Below are 14,014 nucleotides of genomic sequence, written 5' to 3' on the forward strand. Positions count from 1 at the left end.
AGGTAATTATACCAATGTTCTTATAAAAATTTGAATATCTTAAGGAGGTTTAAAGACTGAAAGTGGAAAAATTCATCATCAAAAATCGATGTATTATTTCATAATGTCAGGAGGGTATTTTCGTGATGCGATATTTAAAGTCATTAGGTTTAGTTTTGTTAGCAAGTATCGTTATAGTTGGCTGTCAGTCAAATAATAAGAAGAATAATGCTAATAACAAAAAAGAGGAAACCAAGGAATCCAACCAGGCAAGTCAGGAAGATGTGACAGGATTCCCAAATTGGGGGTATGACCTTCAACATACCCGACATGTGCCTTATAAAGAGATAACAAAAGAGAATGTAACAAAAATGGGGATTGCATGGCAGCAGGATATCTTAGATTGGAATAAGGATATTCCAAATTTACAAGAAGATTTCCCTGTCGTCCACGACGGGGTCATGTATGTGACTAGTTCGAAAAATCATGTGTTTGCAATCGATGCCGCAAGTGGAAAGAAGCTTTGGGCATGGACGCCGCCCAAGGACGTACTTGATCATATTAATGGTTTGCCATGGCAGTCCAATGTGGCAAGTAGGGGTGTCGCAGTGGCCAATGGGAATGTATTTGTCTTGATGATCGATAATCGGCTGGCCAAACTGGATGCGAAGAACGGAAAACTGTTAAAAATGGTTAACTTTTGGGATCATGAACCTACTATTAAGTTAGAAAACAGATATTATGAATCTTCAGCTCCGATGTATTATGATGGGAACGTTTACGTTGGAAGCAGCGGCGGTGATAATGGTACACGAGGTTTTGTTTGGGCGTTTAAAGCAGATACTCTGGAACCGCTATGGAAAGAGCCGTTTTGGACCGTTCCTGAGAGAGGAACTGGCTGGGCGAAGGGTAAATATACAGGCGGAGGCTCCGTATGGACACCGATGTCGTTTGATCCAGATACTGATATGATGTATTTTGCAGTAGGGAATCCAGCTCCGGACTTTTATGATGCAGATAGAAAAGGAAAAAATCCATATACCGATTCTATCACTGCTTTAGATAGTAAAACAGGGAAGTTTAAGTGGTCATCTACTCAAGTTGATCATGATATATGGGATTATGACGCTGCCGCAACACCGATGATTCTCAATGCAAAGGTCGACGGGAAAAAGCAAAAGGTTGTGGTTGAAGGCGGTAAGAATGGAAAGTGGTATGCGTGGGACGCAAAAACAGGGAAGACCATTTATGATGGGGTACCTTTTGTAAAAATTCAGCATTCGGACGTACCAAGCGATGAGAGTAAAGCAGTTCTCCAATGGCCAGGAACACCAGGTGGAGAAAGCTATGCTCCACAGACATATGACCCTGACACCAACTATGTGCTTATTCCAGGTATTAATAGTCCTAATCTAATGGTAGCAGCTAAAGATGCAGAAGAGATTGCAAAAGATAATAATACCTTTCCAGGAACAAAGATCCTTCCTTTGCCAAAGGATGTTGATGTTTCTGGTACCATTACAGCAATTGATATGAATACAGGGAAAAAAGTATATCAAAATAAAACGGACGATCCGATGTATGGCGGATTCACAAGTACGGCTGCCGGTCTTGCCTTCTACGGGGAATTGGATGGAAAGGTAAATGCTCTTGATATTAAAACAGGTAAAGTATTATGGAGCATGCAAAGTGGAGGAAAACAAATCAAAATGGCACCTTCCATATATACTGTTGACGGCAAAGAATATGTTGCAGTCATTACTGGTGGTACGAAGGTTGTTGTTTATGGTCTCGGAGGTAAGTTAAAACCTGGAGCTATAAATAAAAATGCAAAATTACAAGGGGAAGCAGACGTTGTTATCGATCCGGAAAAGGTTTACAAAAGAAGTTGTATTTCCTGTCACGGGGATAATCTTCAAGGCGCAACAGCACCAAATCTTCAACACATAGGTAAAACTATGTCTAAAGAGGACATTTTGAATAAAATTCTTAATGGTGGCGACCGCATGCCAGCAGGTATGGCCAAAGGTGCAGAGGCTGAAGCACTAGCGGAATGGCTATCCAAAAAGAAATGATTTTTACTCTTGAAACAATCCGAGTCTGATTCCCTTATTCGGACTCAGATTGTTTCTTAAAAGGATAATTATAAATTGGCGAAACATCAGATATTCACGAAAAATAAGGATGGTGTTAAAATGAGGAAATTACCGATTTATAACGTGCGATTCATTGGTGCCGCCTTATGCATTTCCTTACTCTTTGGATTTGCCTACCCAACATTGACCAATGCTCAGTCAAGTAATGGCTTAGGTTCATCCGAGGATAACGGAATCAGGTTAACCATCAATGACTATTCGATAATAAACCATGGCCAACACATCCAGCTGCATTATACGATAACCACAAATTCAAATATACCAGTTAGTTCGAACACTAAAAGTTTGATTGGAAACCCGTATATTTGGATTGGGAATACGTTAGTTCGTGAGGAATCAGAATCGTTTCAGAAAATAAGTAATAATGAGTATAAAGGAACGATAATAGCACAGCTGCAACATTACAGATCAGATAATTCTGAATTATCATTTCACACACATGGAATAATGAATCAAAATGGACAATGGACAGTTAATTTTCATTTAAGGAGCAGTCAGTACTGAGATAGATGTTGAAAAATTATAAGATATCCCGTATCATTCTTAAATCGTACGGGATAAGTCTTTTGAAGTAATAAATGGCGCTTTTAATTGGATAAATTTGTAAAAAATGGATGTTTTTAACCTGAGTTTTGATAAGCTCAGGTTATTTTTAATACAGTCACAGAAAAAGCAAGGGAACGATGTAAACAACCTGAGTTCAATCATCATCCGGACTTAGGTTGTTTCTTTTTGTTCTTGTCCCTTTTTGCAATATATTGCCAAATCCAATACCACATTAAGACATCTTCAGGTCAAAATTCTGGTTATTTTGAGATATCTATCTACATAGATTATTTTGAAAGGGAAAATCCGACACCCCCGCGCAGGGGAGAATTTTCAGTGTGGGTGTCATGAAAGGGGGTATCTAACATGTGGGTGAAGCCTGAGTATAAAGTGATCAATACATCTCCTGAGGTGACAATGTATGCCTATATTGGCTAGCAGCACGGCTCGCTTGCGCATGCAATTAATAGTTTTATAAATCAATGGAGGTAGGGCATATGAAAATAAAGCGTTACCTAAAATCAATGATTGGCGCGATTATTGGGTGTGCAACAGCCGGAGGATGGCTGGCCGTCGATCTCCTGCTTCCAGAACCAGTGGGTGACTATCTCCTGTATCCCCTCATGGCTGTAGTGAATATAGCGATTGGGTGGCAAGTTGGAAGGGCATTAGGTAAACCTAGGGATATTGGCAAAGAAGGTATTCAAGTCTCCAGTGAAAGGACTGAAGCCAAATTCGAATTAGAGTCTTAGGAGCAGCGGCTGGTGGCGGCTTTCCGCAGTGGAACTGTGCATGTCCAAATTGCCATAGTGTCCGCGAAGGAAACGATTCGCACCAGCCGTTATTACAATCATCGCTTGCTGTAAGTGCGAATGAAAAGGATTGGTATCTCATTAATGCGGGACCGGATGTTCACAGGCAGATTGAATCGTTTACTGCCCTGCATCCGGGTCCAGGTATAAGAGAGACTCCGCTGGCTGGTGTTATTTTAACCGATGCCGAGTTCGACCATACGATTGGGTTATTGTCATTACGGGAGGGTTCTTGTTTAACCATCTATGGAACCGAGACTGTACGAAAGAGTTTGCAGTCATTTTTTCCAGTGTTACCCATACTGAAAAACTATTGTTCATGGGAATGGCAGTCTCTTCACCCTGATAATCGCAAGCGGATAGGACTTCCGGGTGTAGGAGAAGAAGGAACCATCATCATCGAGACGGTCCCCGTTTCTAAAAAACCGCCGCTTTATACCCAGTCAAACAAGGAGGAGAATGACCCGGAAGTTTTATGGGAGGTCGGGCTGGTTCTTTATAATGAGAGTACCGGCAGATGCCTTGCTTACTTTCCTACTTTAGAAAGGATCACCCCGGCTATAGAAGCTTGCTTTCAGAAGGCGGATATCTTGATGGTTGACGGAACCTTTTGGTCAGAAACCGAATTGGTTGAGATGGGTGCAACCAAGCGCGATGCAAGAAGTATGGGACATTTACCAATTAGTGGTCCATCGGGCATTGCTGAAAAGTTAGCCATATTCCCAGCCAAGCGGAAAATCCTGATTCACATTAACAACAGCAACCCTATTCTTAAGAAGGACTCAATGGAAAGGCATACATTGGAACGGCTTGGTTTTGAGATTGCCTATGACGGTATGGAAGTGGAGGTGTGAACATTTTGGATCAAGGTGATTTCCTTAGCCTAGAAAGGGTGTTAAATGATACAAAGGAAGAATTATGGACGAGGGATGAATTCACAGAGCAATTAAAAGCTGTTGGAAGTTCCTTCTATCATGACAAACATCCATTTCACGTAGCGATGCATAAAGGAAAATTAAGCAGAGAACAGATCCGCGGTTGGGTGGCTAACCGGTACTATTATCAAAAATCAGTTCCGATTAAAGATGCAGCTATTCTTTCTAGGCTGCCGTCAAGGGATATGCGACGTGAATGGATTGGGCGAATCATTGATCATGACGGAACGCAAGGGGAAGAAGGTGGAATTGAAGCATGGCTTCGGCTTGGTGAGGCTGTGGGGTTATCCCGGGAAGAAGTAACGCAGGAAGTCAGAGTCGTTCCGGGTGTTCGATTTGCTGTTGATGCCTATGTAAACTTCGCGCGGACAAAACCGTGGATGGTAGCCGTTGCTTCCTCCCTAACCGAATTGTTTTCTCCTGATTTAATGTCAAAGAGAATGAAGATCCTTGAGCGGCTTTATCCATGGATTGACCGTGCAGGTCTGGAATATTTTCAAAATCGCCTTTCACAGGCGCCGCGTGATGCCGATACAGCCCTTAAACTTGTGACTACCTATTGCCAAACTCCGAAAGATCAAAGGCGGGCTGTTGCCGCACTGCGTTTCAAGTGTGATGTGTTGTGGGCACAGCTTGATGCCATCGAAAATGCATATCCTCTATAAGAATGAACGATGGTTTTATCACTCACCCGAAAAATAAATGAAAGGTGGTGGAGTCAATTTTAGCTGACAGTATTCCAAGACTCGCAGCAAAGGCGCGATTAAAATTTGATAAAGTAAGGGAAAAGAATCTTCTTTTGTTACCGGAAAAGGTCGTGGTCTTGAACGAAACGGCTGCATCTATACTTACTTTATGTGACGGGAGACAAACGGTGAACACCATCACTGAAAAAATAAGGGCTTCCCTGCAGGCAGACACAGAAACTGCAGATACGAGTGCTCTGCTTGATTTGAAAACGATGAAAGCAGATATTTCTGAGTTTCTCCGGGAGATGGAGGATCAGGGTTGGGTGGTGATCCATAAACATGGTTCAGTCGATAACAAAGAACAATAATGGGGCTCCCCCCCCATTTTCCTTGGTCGCGGAGTTAACTCATCGCTGTCCTTTACATTGTCCATATTGTTCGAACCCTTTAGAAATGATATCAAAGGCAATGGAAATATCGACCGGGGAGTGGTGCCGTGTTTTGTCTGAGGCGGCTGATCTGGGAGTTGTAGAAGTTCATTTTTCCGGTGGAGAACCACTTTTGCGAGGCGATTTGGAAGTTTTTATCCGCCATGCAAATAAATTAGAGATGTATACCAATCTCATAACCAGCGGCATTGGATTAACAACTGAAAAGGCAGCCCGGCTCTGTGATGCCGGACTGGAAAATGTGCAGGTGAGCTTTCAGGCAGGCGAAGCAAAGCTTTCGGACATCATCGGCGGTTTTAAGGCTTTTGACAAGAAAAGGGAAGCTTGCAAAGCGGTAAAAAAAGCCGGATTGTATTTATCATTAAATGTCGTATTGCACCGAATGAATATTGATCATTTGGATGAGATTATTAAACTCGCCGAGGAGGTGGGTGCTGAACGTCTGGAACTGGCGAATACACAGTATTATAACTGGGCTTTGCTCAATCGGGAGCAGCTTTTGCCAAGCCGTGTTCAGATTAAGGCTGCCCGTGAAATCTATGACGCCGCAAAAGCGCGCATTGGGAAAAAAATCGAAATCATTTGGGTTATTCCTGATTATTATGCTCAGGCACCTAAGCCTTGTATGGGGGGATGGGGGACGATTGGCCTAACGGTAGCACCAAATGGGGCAGTCCTTCCTTGCCCAACAGCCGGGATGATTGAGGGTCTTTCCTTTGAAAATGTTCTTGATTCGTCACTAAGTCATATTTGGTATGAATCAGAGTCTTTTAACCATTTCCGCGGTGAAGAATGGATGCCAGAAACCTGCCTTTCGTGTGAACTAAGACACCAAGACGGAGGTGGGTGCCGCTGCCAGGCTTTTGCTTTAACTGGGGACGCTTATGCGACGGATCCAGTCTGCCAATGGGCGCCAAAACATTATCTGATTGAAAAAGCTGTACAAGACGCTAATTGCACTCCCATTATACAGTCATCACCTATCATCTATCGGAGATTTCGGCTAGATAGACCCGCATCAAAAAAAACATAAAACTCTAATAAAAATATGTGATTGCAAATTTGGTGCTAAGGGACTCCATACATAACCTTTGCACCTTTTTTATATGACCCATTTGAAAAGAACAGTGGTCGCGAGACTGATCCAAACGAGGAGAATAACAATCGCTGCTGCCCAATTTTTCCGCAGCATTTTAGGCGTTCGGGAGGCCATCACCCTGCATTCTTGCAATACTTGATTAGGTATCAGGGTGAACACTCCTAATATCCCCAAGGGAAGCAGAATAACTTCATCCAAATAACCTAATACTGGAATGAAATCTGGAATAAGGTCTATGGGGCTTAACGCATAGGCAACAATCAATAATGAAAATGCTTTAGCATACCATGGTGTTTTCGGATAACGGTATGCAAGATACACAATATAGATATTTTGTTTAATATTTTGTATGAATTCCTTCCATTTGTTTAGATGCTTAACCATGTCGCTTCCTTCCCTCTCTAATAAACTATCCTCGTTTTTCATCGTTCAGCCAGATCCTTTCGGATTATTTTGCTTCGAACATCACCATTTTAAACAACTTATGCGTATCCGCTATTTGGTTTTTTTTTTCTAAAGACATAATGCACCCATTGTGATGTTTCCTTTATAGGTAAACCGTAATGGATGTGAATAAATGACAGGAGAATTTGGAACTCTTTTAAGTAGAGTAAATAACCAATGGTTTACCGATATCCCCACGTAATTATTTAAAATGATGTAAGAAAAATAGAAAAGAAGTGATAAAGTTGAAGTTTGTGTTTGGTAAGAACGATGAAGAAGGAGCCGGAAAAATTCATCCGGCGGCCAAAAAACTTATGCTGGTCAATGCTATTCGAAGTATTGGACAAGGCATGCTAGTTGTTGATTTGTCTCTATACCTCGCTGCACTGGGTTGGAGCACAGCGGCGATTGGAAGTGTGCTTGCTGCCGGAGGTTTGCTTGGTGTAGGACTAGCCCCAGTCATAGGTATTTATAGCGATCGACTGGGGAGAAAACCCTTTATCCTTTTTTCTGAACTATTAATTGCCGGATGTGCGTTGATTGGGATATTATCTACAAATACTATTTTGTTATTTATTGCAATCACACTTTCAGGTTTTGGGAAAGCGGACGCCGGTTCTCCCAGTCCTTGTGCCCCGGCGGAGCAGGCTTGGCTGGCGGCCTTTATCCCAAAAAAAGAGCGTGGAAAGGTATATAGTCTGAATAATGCTCTTAGCTTTTTCGGAATGGCGGCAGGTGCAGTGCTGGCGGGGATCACGGCCTTATGGAATCATAATCTTAAAGGAGACACTTTCTATCGCCCTATATTCTTCTTTATCTTCGTTTTATCCTTTGTGACAGCGTCAATCATTTTAACCATTCAGGAAGGAAAAATTGATAAACAACCAGGATATATAAAAGAGGAGTCAGGGAATCAAGAAAAGAGAATCCTGCGCGAAGAAAATTCTGCGGTCTTTAAGCTCGCAGCCATTAACATACTTAACGGGATTGCCATTGGGCTTACGGGACCCATGATGTCGTATTGGTTTTCGGCTAAATTCGGGGTAAGCAGTATACAGATTGGAAGCACATTGGCTGTCACTTTTTTTGCGACAGGTGTTACCTCGGTCTTACAAGCAAGATTATCCAACAAACACGGGACAATAAGGTCCATTGTGCTGGTTCGTTTCATTGCAAGCCTGCTTTTGATTTTGATGCCCTTACTATCGTCCTATGCACTTGTTTCTGTCTTGTATATCATACGAACGGCTTTAAACAGAGGTACACAAGGGGCACAGCAAGCGTTGAGTGTGAGTTTGACTCGTGACATGCGCCGTGGTTTCGCATCAAGCATCAATATCTTTTCAATCAGGCTGCCCATCTCGATTGGACCGTATTTTACCGGCTATCTTTTTGGATTTGGTTCACTGGCCCTGCCTTTCTACATAGCTTCTGGTTTACAATTCAGTTTTGCTTATTTATATGGAAAAGTCTTCAGCTCCTACGAAATTCGAATGAAATCCCATGCTTCATCGGGGTAATGTTAGGGTTATAGGATTGAGGAATTTTAAGGTAAACATTTTCAACAAAAACGTGGATAATGATAATCAAGATTGGTTGCTGCAAGCACTTGAAGGAAAGCAGTTGGATGGTTATTGGAAGTTCCAGTAATATTAAATTCATAATAATAGTAAGTCACAGATTGAAATTGAATATGATCCTATTATATTGGTTTGCAAAAACCTGATAAGGTTCACCGGAACGAATCAAATGAGTTATTTTCTAATTGAGCCCAGCCGACATAATGTGAAAAACGTACTAAGACAAATTTTTCAGTCAGCTGAACTCTTTGGGGCAATGAAGCCGTTAGTCGATACAAGCACAGTCCTTTATATGGTTTTTAATTATGATGATGAGGATAGTAAAGCTGTGATGTCCATTTTAAAAGAACATCTAACCATAGCCACAAAAGAAGACCAAGACAAGACCGCCTCCTTCTCTCTTTTTGATACCGTTGGCAAGGATGAAGGAGAAATCCAGGTCTTCTTAGGAAGTAAACTAAAACCTGGTACAGCCAATAACAAACCTGTTCCACCTCCTAATCTAACCAATTATATTGAAAGCGAAGCCTATAAAAAATCCAACCAAGCCGAACAAACTAAACTCAAACAACAGCAAATTAAGTACAATGCCAACGAACTAAGAAAACTCATCTTCTCCAACTACGCTGACATCGACATGGGACCATCCCGCAGTAAAACTATCTTCAGCGACTACGCCCAAGCACTTGCCTCCGAATACGAAAATAAAATGCTATTAGACTAGGAAGTCCAAAATGCTATTAAATTGTTACGTATTGAATTGAATTCGAGATTACAAAAGAGCGGTGAACTAACATTTCTCTATTTTCAGAAAGTGAAGGAATTATTGAAGAAGGAATCTGTAAAAGAGAAAGTAAGAAAAAAATATTAGAATTTTATACAGAGTGCTTAGTAACACCCAATAATGTGGGTTTCCTTGCACTCTATTTTGTTTTGTGGTAGGAATTCCTGTGATAAAAAGTACCGCGACTAGTTTGTTTGTCGTTTTATAAATAACCTGCTAAATCGCCAATGTTTTTAATATTAGTATAAACATAGAACTTATCAGTTTATATTTATAAAGTAGAATTATAGAATAAAAGGAGCAGGCTAAAACGAATAAATAAAAAGGAAGTGCTCGCCTTGGATCAAAAGATTGCAGGTCATACTTTGTTACAATCTGTACCATTTGGAAATGAAAGGTTAGCTAGCCGGTTAGTGATGGCCCCAATGACAAGAATGTTTTCGCCGGAAGGGATCCCGGGAGAAAATGTTGCACAATATTACCGAAAACGTGCCGAGAATGGGATTGGGCTCATCATTACGGAAGGGACAGCGATTAATCATCCAGCTGCAGTTATGAGCCCCAATATTCCCCGATTTTATGGGGAGAAAGCCTTAAATGGCTGGGCAAATGTAGTGAAGGAAGTCCACAAAGCAGGCGGCAAAATCATTCCACAATTATGGCATGTAGGTGCAGCCCGAAAAGCAGGCAGTGAACCAAATATTGACGCGCCCCCAGTCAGTCCGTCCGGATTTACGTTAAGAGGCCAGAGAAATGAGAAAATAAAGGCTTTAACGAAAGACGAAGTGGCTGAAATGATTGATGCCTACGCTGAAGCGGCCGCAAATGCGAAGCGTATCGGCTTTGACGGAATTGAGTTGCATGGTGCACACGGATACTTAATTGATCAATTTTTTTGGGAACTAACGAACAAACGTATAGATGAGTATGGCGGGGATATAGGAGAGCGATCAAAATTCGCAGCAGATATTGTTCGTGCTTGCCGGAGAGAAGTCGGGCCTGATTTTCCAATTGTCTTTCGTTATTCACAATGGAAAGGAACCGATTATCAAGCTAAATTAGCTAAGAACTCTAATGAGCTTGAACAATTGCTCACCCCATTGGTTGAAGCTGGTGTAGATATTTTCCACTGCTCAACAAGACGAATATGGGAACCTGAATTTAAAGATGAAGATCCATCATTAACCTTAGCAGGCTGGACTAAACGAATTACCAATAAACCAACGATTGCGGTCGGTTCTGTCGGAATTAACCGCGCCTTTCTGAGCAATCAGGATCATGATCATGTAACAATAGAAGAAAATCTCAAAATTGTAGATGAAAAAATCAAAGCAGGCGAATTTGACTATGTAGCAGTTGGCCGTGCAATCCTAGCTGATTCAGAATGGGCAGTAAAGCTCAAAAATGGTCATCTTAATCAAGTCGTGCATTATACGAAGGAATCCGAGAAATATCTGATTTAATTACATATAGTTTTGATAGAATAGTGTCCCTCCTCAAAAGGGAAGTCCTGTTTTGATCTTTTTGCTTGAGGAAATGTTCCTCTAATGTAAACAGCACCATCCACACTAATTGGAATGGTGCTGTTTCTATTTAAAGAGATAACCTCACTTGATTTTGTCACGGTTCACCTAACGCATCTATATGTGGTTTTAACTAGTAGTAATTATGGGGAATATAGGAATAATCTCTCTTTTATATCATTCAAGACTTCTTCCGGCATTTCCCTGACCTTGATATCCCCACCTAGGAAAAGCAACCAATTGGATATTTCGGCCATTTCTTCTGTGTTATTTACATTGATAAAAGTCTTTAGAACCGCCGTGGTTTGGTAAGGGTCCGTATAGGAAATGGAAACTTTTAAAGGATGGTATTTTTTGAACTGGGCAATCGCCCTTGGACCCAATTCAAGGACCAGATTGATTATATTTTCCTGCTTGTTGAGTCTTTCCAAAATCCTTTTCTCACTTAGTCTTTGCTTCGTAGTGTATGGTTCTACATTGGTGAGATTGTCGACAGGAAAAATTCGTTGCTTCTCTTCCATTAAGTCAAACCCTTCAATCAGCCAAAAGCTTTTTTCACGATACAGGTGTAAGAGATAAATGGGGTAAGACTTTATTATTTTCTCTTCTTCAATCGTAATTAATAAATAACGATCCACCAGCAGGAGTTGGATTAGTTTTTCTAACATCGGATGGGGAAGGTCTGATAAATCAAGCAGGTCGGGATTATGGGGATTCGTCCCTTCAAAAAGCAAGATTTGATTTAACAGTACAAGGTCTTCTTGCTGGTTTTCTGAGATGAGGCCAAGTAATTTTTCAGCTAACGACTGTCGACTCTTTAAATAGGGGAGTTGTTGATTTCTTGTGGCCATAAAGGCTATAAAAAGAGCTCTGATTTCATTATCCGTAAAGCGAACGGTGGGTAGGACAGAGTTGTTCATGACAAAATAACCTCCATCCCTTCCAACTTCAGCGACTAGCGGCATCCCCATGGCTTCAATTTCTTTGATATCCCGTATAGCAGTTGAACGAGAGATGTTAAATTCCTGCATAATTTCAGTAATGGTAAAGTGGGCACGGTTGTTGATATAACGCATAATGGTATTAATCCGTTCAACTTTTTTCATCGTGGCCTCCAAAACAGTATCATTTTTTGACATGATTTAACGCTATTATAAACTCATCAGGTGAAAAGAGAAATCATTTGATTCCATTTTAAAAAAAGGAAGGTTTTGAATATGACAATTTATACTATTGAAGAAAAAGACAGCTTTACCGTGTTAGGTTTTGGAACGGAGCTTAAGAGTAATTACACGGACTATGCGGGTATAACCAAAGAAAAATCAGACTTTTGGCAGGCCGTCAAACAAGATGGCACGCTTGATACGTTAAAATCTGTTGCGACAAATGACTACATTTTTGCTGTGAACGAAGCGGTGAATAACAAGATGATGCATTATGCCGGGGTTATGACAGAGACTTCGCTGCCAGAGGCAACTCGAATGATCCAATTTCCTAAAGGTGAATATCTAGTTGTTAAAGGGGAAGGGAACAATGCGGAAGAGTTGAGCAATATGCTTACTGGTATTGCTTTCGGTCAAGCTTTGCCAGAAGCACAGGATTTTGCCTATGTTGGCGGGCCCAATACGTCGGTTGTGATGGGGCAGCGAAGCGGTTTGGTATTTGGTGAAATGTGGATTCCTATTGTCAGGAAATAAGGAGGGATGGAAATGTCCTATCGTGTTGATTTTAAAAATGTATCTACGGCGGGTTTAGAGTCTTCACCAGTCGCAGAAGCGCTTGCTGGTTTACGTGCGAATGAAGCTCGTTACTTTTTGAATAAATACAAGCATGAATTTACGGTAGAACCAGCTAGCGAAAGCCAAGAAACTCTTGATTATGTGAACCAAATTTTAAAAGAACGTGCTATTGAGTTTGCGGCCAAACCTTTAGAAACCTCGCTTTTTCAAGTGGAAAATATCAAAATGGCCTACGTTTTTTATGAGGATGGGCTTAGTGTCAATGCTATGTATACGATTGATGACCCAAAGAAGCGGGCAGTTGGTTTTAAGCTTTCTGAGGGGATGGAGGTACCAAAGGAGTTAGAGGGGAAGTTTAAGTTTGCCAGGCAGAAGTCTAAACTAGCTGGAACGATTCGGGGTTCGTTTTTTGTCATTAAAGGAGAATATTAAAGTAGTAATCAAATACAACCATACATGCAACAGCACTCTCTATCAGATAGAGGGTGCTGTTACTTTTTTTACTGTATCCTCAAGAAGAAAAATTATCCGGAATTGGGGCGATAGGGCTGGTTCCTTGGGAGGATAAGGTTCTTTAGAATTCAAGAGTTCTATGTCACCGTTTTTCAAGAGGAATTGTGTAGTTGTTTGTCGTATAAGTAAATATATTAAAGTTTTTGGAGGTAATGGAATGGGTGAAAATATAGATAACGGTCGTTCTTATAAAACATATACATTGATGGGTGCGGATCGGAAATTTTATCAAAGTGAAACCCCAGGTACATACGGTGGTCATCGCAAAACAAAAGTATACGGCACAATGGATTGTCCTGCTGCTTTAAGGGCTCTTGCTAAGTATGGAGACATAAAGGTAAGGGTGTTTTTTGCGGATGAGGAAACCGCGATTAAAGCTGGATTCAGGCCCTGTGCTGCATGTCTCCCTGAGAAATATAAAATTTGGAAAACCTTGGAGATAGAGCGTAATTAGGAAGTAATCTAGTGGATTGAGGGATTGAAGAGGAAGAAAAAACATAATCTAGACTAAGAGCTTGAACCTTTTCCAAGCTCTTTTGTTTTTCTGTATTTCCAAACATAAATCGAAAAAAAGATCCCAAAAAGGATCCTTTAATCAATTCAAAGTGTTTCTATAAACATAAGAGTCATTAGGCTTTGGAATGGTTTTGTAGTGGTTAAATGTGGATACCAGTTGTCAGGGAATAAAGAGGGATGGAAATGTCCTTTATCGTTGATTTTAAGAATGTAACTACAGTTGGTTATATATAAAGGAGAATATTAAAGT

The 14,014-nt window shown here is 41.0% G+C and carries 15 protein-coding genes; 13 read left to right on the forward strand and 2 right to left on the reverse strand.

Features of this window, described 5'->3' with window-relative positions; genetic code table 11:
• Positions 1–125 precede the first annotated feature (125 nt).
• The 7 genes from V7137_RS14765 (at position 126) to pqqE (ending at position 6,599) form a co-directional block, all read left to right on the forward strand.
• Positions 126–2,054, forward strand: a complete 1,929-nt coding sequence (locus tag V7137_RS14765) for an outer membrane protein assembly factor BamB family protein (protein WP_256358124.1) — start codon at positions 126–128, stop codon at positions 2,052–2,054.
• Positions 2,055–2,174: 120 nt separating this feature from the next.
• Entirely contained in the window at positions 2,175–2,639 is a 465-nt protein-coding gene (locus V7137_RS14770) for a hypothetical protein (protein WP_335698794.1), read from the forward strand.
• 539 nt (positions 2,640–3,178) lie between these two features.
• The gene (locus tag V7137_RS14775; RefSeq protein ID WP_186328624.1) at positions 3,179–3,433 is read left to right on the forward strand and encodes a hypothetical protein; all 255 of its coding nucleotides are present in this window, start codon (positions 3,179–3,181) and stop codon (positions 3,431–3,433) included.
• Positions 3,421–4,347 carry a pyrroloquinoline quinone biosynthesis protein PqqB gene (gene pqqB / locus V7137_RS14780; protein WP_335698800.1) on the forward strand — a complete coding sequence of 309 codons (927 nt, stop codon included), beginning with the start codon at positions 3,421–3,423 and terminating at the stop codon, positions 4,345–4,347. The genes V7137_RS14775 and pqqB overlap by 13 nt, the downstream gene beginning before the upstream one ends.
• Before the next feature lie 5 nt (positions 4,348–4,352).
• Positions 4,353–5,093, forward strand: coding sequence for a pyrroloquinoline-quinone synthase PqqC (gene pqqC / locus V7137_RS14785; RefSeq protein WP_218346649.1), 741 nt, complete (start codon positions 4,353–4,355; stop codon positions 5,091–5,093).
• Positions 5,094–5,140: 47 nt separating this feature from the next.
• Positions 5,141–5,485, forward strand: a complete 345-nt coding sequence (gene pqqD / locus V7137_RS14790; RefSeq protein ID WP_218346648.1) for a pyrroloquinoline quinone biosynthesis peptide chaperone PqqD — start codon at positions 5,141–5,143, stop codon at positions 5,483–5,485.
• The gene (pqqE, locus tag V7137_RS14795; protein WP_335698795.1) at positions 5,457–6,599 is read left to right on the forward strand and encodes a pyrroloquinoline quinone biosynthesis protein PqqE; all 1,143 of its coding nucleotides are present in this window, start codon (positions 5,457–5,459) and stop codon (positions 6,597–6,599) included. Before pqqD ends, pqqE begins: the two co-directional genes overlap by 29 nt.
• Before the next feature lie 69 nt (positions 6,600–6,668).
• On the opposite strand, the gene V7137_RS14800 is transcribed toward pqqE, so the two are convergent.
• Positions 6,669–7,049 carry a YkvA family protein gene (locus V7137_RS14800; RefSeq protein ID WP_218346646.1) on the reverse strand — a complete coding sequence of 127 codons (381 nt, stop codon included), beginning with the start codon at positions 7,047–7,049 and terminating at the stop codon, positions 6,669–6,671.
• Positions 7,050–7,363: 314 nt separating this feature from the next.
• Here V7137_RS14800 and V7137_RS14805 point away from each other — a divergent pair, with 314 nt between their 5' ends.
• The 3 genes from V7137_RS14805 to V7137_RS14815 all read left to right on the forward strand — a co-directional run bounded on the left by V7137_RS14805 (position 7,364) and on the right by V7137_RS14815 (position 10,936).
• Positions 7,364–8,629 (forward strand): MFS transporter, encoded by a 1,266-nt coding sequence (locus tag V7137_RS14805; RefSeq protein ID WP_335698801.1) that lies wholly within the window; start codon positions 7,364–7,366, stop codon positions 8,627–8,629.
• Between the two features lie 229 nt (positions 8,630–8,858).
• Entirely contained in the window at positions 8,859–9,413 is a 555-nt protein-coding gene (locus tag V7137_RS14810) for a hypothetical protein (protein ID WP_218346644.1), read from the forward strand.
• A 398-nt stretch (positions 9,414–9,811) separates the two neighbouring features.
• Positions 9,812–10,936 (forward strand): NADH:flavin oxidoreductase, encoded by a 1,125-nt coding sequence (locus V7137_RS14815; RefSeq protein ID WP_335698796.1) that lies wholly within the window; start codon positions 9,812–9,814, stop codon positions 10,934–10,936.
• Positions 10,937–11,139: 203 nt separating this feature from the next.
• On the opposite strand, the gene V7137_RS14820 is transcribed toward V7137_RS14815, so the two are convergent.
• Positions 11,140–12,102 (reverse strand): helix-turn-helix transcriptional regulator, encoded by a 963-nt coding sequence (locus tag V7137_RS14820; RefSeq protein WP_335698797.1) that lies wholly within the window; start codon positions 12,100–12,102, stop codon positions 11,140–11,142.
• Positions 12,103–12,213: 111 nt separating this feature from the next.
• On the opposite strand from V7137_RS14820, the gene V7137_RS14825 reads away from it, so the two are divergent.
• From V7137_RS14825 to V7137_RS14835, 3 genes are all read left to right on the forward strand, one after another.
• Positions 12,214–12,693 carry a GyrI-like domain-containing protein gene (locus V7137_RS14825; protein ID WP_335698798.1) on the forward strand — a complete coding sequence of 160 codons (480 nt, stop codon included), beginning with the start codon at positions 12,214–12,216 and terminating at the stop codon, positions 12,691–12,693.
• A 12-nt stretch (positions 12,694–12,705) separates the two neighbouring features.
• Positions 12,706–13,167 (forward strand): phage tail protein, encoded by a 462-nt coding sequence (locus tag V7137_RS14830; protein ID WP_335698799.1) that lies wholly within the window; start codon positions 12,706–12,708, stop codon positions 13,165–13,167.
• A gap of 238 nt (positions 13,168–13,405) precedes the next feature.
• The gene (locus V7137_RS14835; protein ID WP_256358113.1) at positions 13,406–13,702 is read left to right on the forward strand and encodes an Ada metal-binding domain-containing protein; all 297 of its coding nucleotides are present in this window, start codon (positions 13,406–13,408) and stop codon (positions 13,700–13,702) included.
• Positions 13,703–14,014 lie beyond the last annotated feature (312 nt).

This window comes from Neobacillus drentensis (assembly GCF_036962765.1).
Classification (GTDB): domain Bacteria; phylum Bacillota; class Bacilli; order Bacillales; family Cytobacillaceae; genus Neobacillus; species Neobacillus drentensis_C.

What these genes read in the sequence shown, in the direction of transcription:
- V7137_RS14765 (WP_256358124.1), top strand. Translation starts at nt 126, where the DNA reads ATGCGATATTTAAAGTCATTAGGTTTAGTTTTGTTAGCAAGTATCGTT.
- V7137_RS14835 (WP_256358113.1), top strand. Translation starts at nt 13,406, where the DNA reads ATGGGTGAAAATATAGATAACGGTCGTTCTTATAAAACATATACATTG.
- V7137_RS14770 (WP_335698794.1), top strand. Translation starts at nt 2,175, where the DNA reads ATGAGGAAATTACCGATTTATAACGTGCGATTCATTGGTGCCGCCTTA.
- V7137_RS14820 (WP_335698797.1), bottom strand. Translation starts at nt 12,102, where the DNA reads ATGAAAAAAGTTGAACGGATTAATACCATTATGCGTTATATCAACAAC.
- V7137_RS14825 (WP_335698798.1), top strand. Translation starts at nt 12,214, where the DNA reads ATGACAATTTATACTATTGAAGAAAAAGACAGCTTTACCGTGTTAGGT.
- V7137_RS14830 (WP_335698799.1), top strand. Translation starts at nt 12,706, where the DNA reads ATGTCCTATCGTGTTGATTTTAAAAATGTATCTACGGCGGGTTTAGAG.
- pqqE (WP_335698795.1), top strand. Translation starts at nt 5,457, where the DNA reads ATGGTTCAGTCGATAACAAAGAACAATAATGGGGCTCCCCCCCCATTT.
- V7137_RS14800 (WP_218346646.1), bottom strand. Translation starts at nt 7,049, where the DNA reads ATGGTTAAGCATCTAAACAAATGGAAGGAATTCATACAAAATATTAAA.
- V7137_RS14810 (WP_218346644.1), top strand. Translation starts at nt 8,859, where the DNA reads ATGAGTTATTTTCTAATTGAGCCCAGCCGACATAATGTGAAAAACGTA.
- V7137_RS14775 (WP_186328624.1), top strand. Translation starts at nt 3,179, where the DNA reads ATGAAAATAAAGCGTTACCTAAAATCAATGATTGGCGCGATTATTGGG.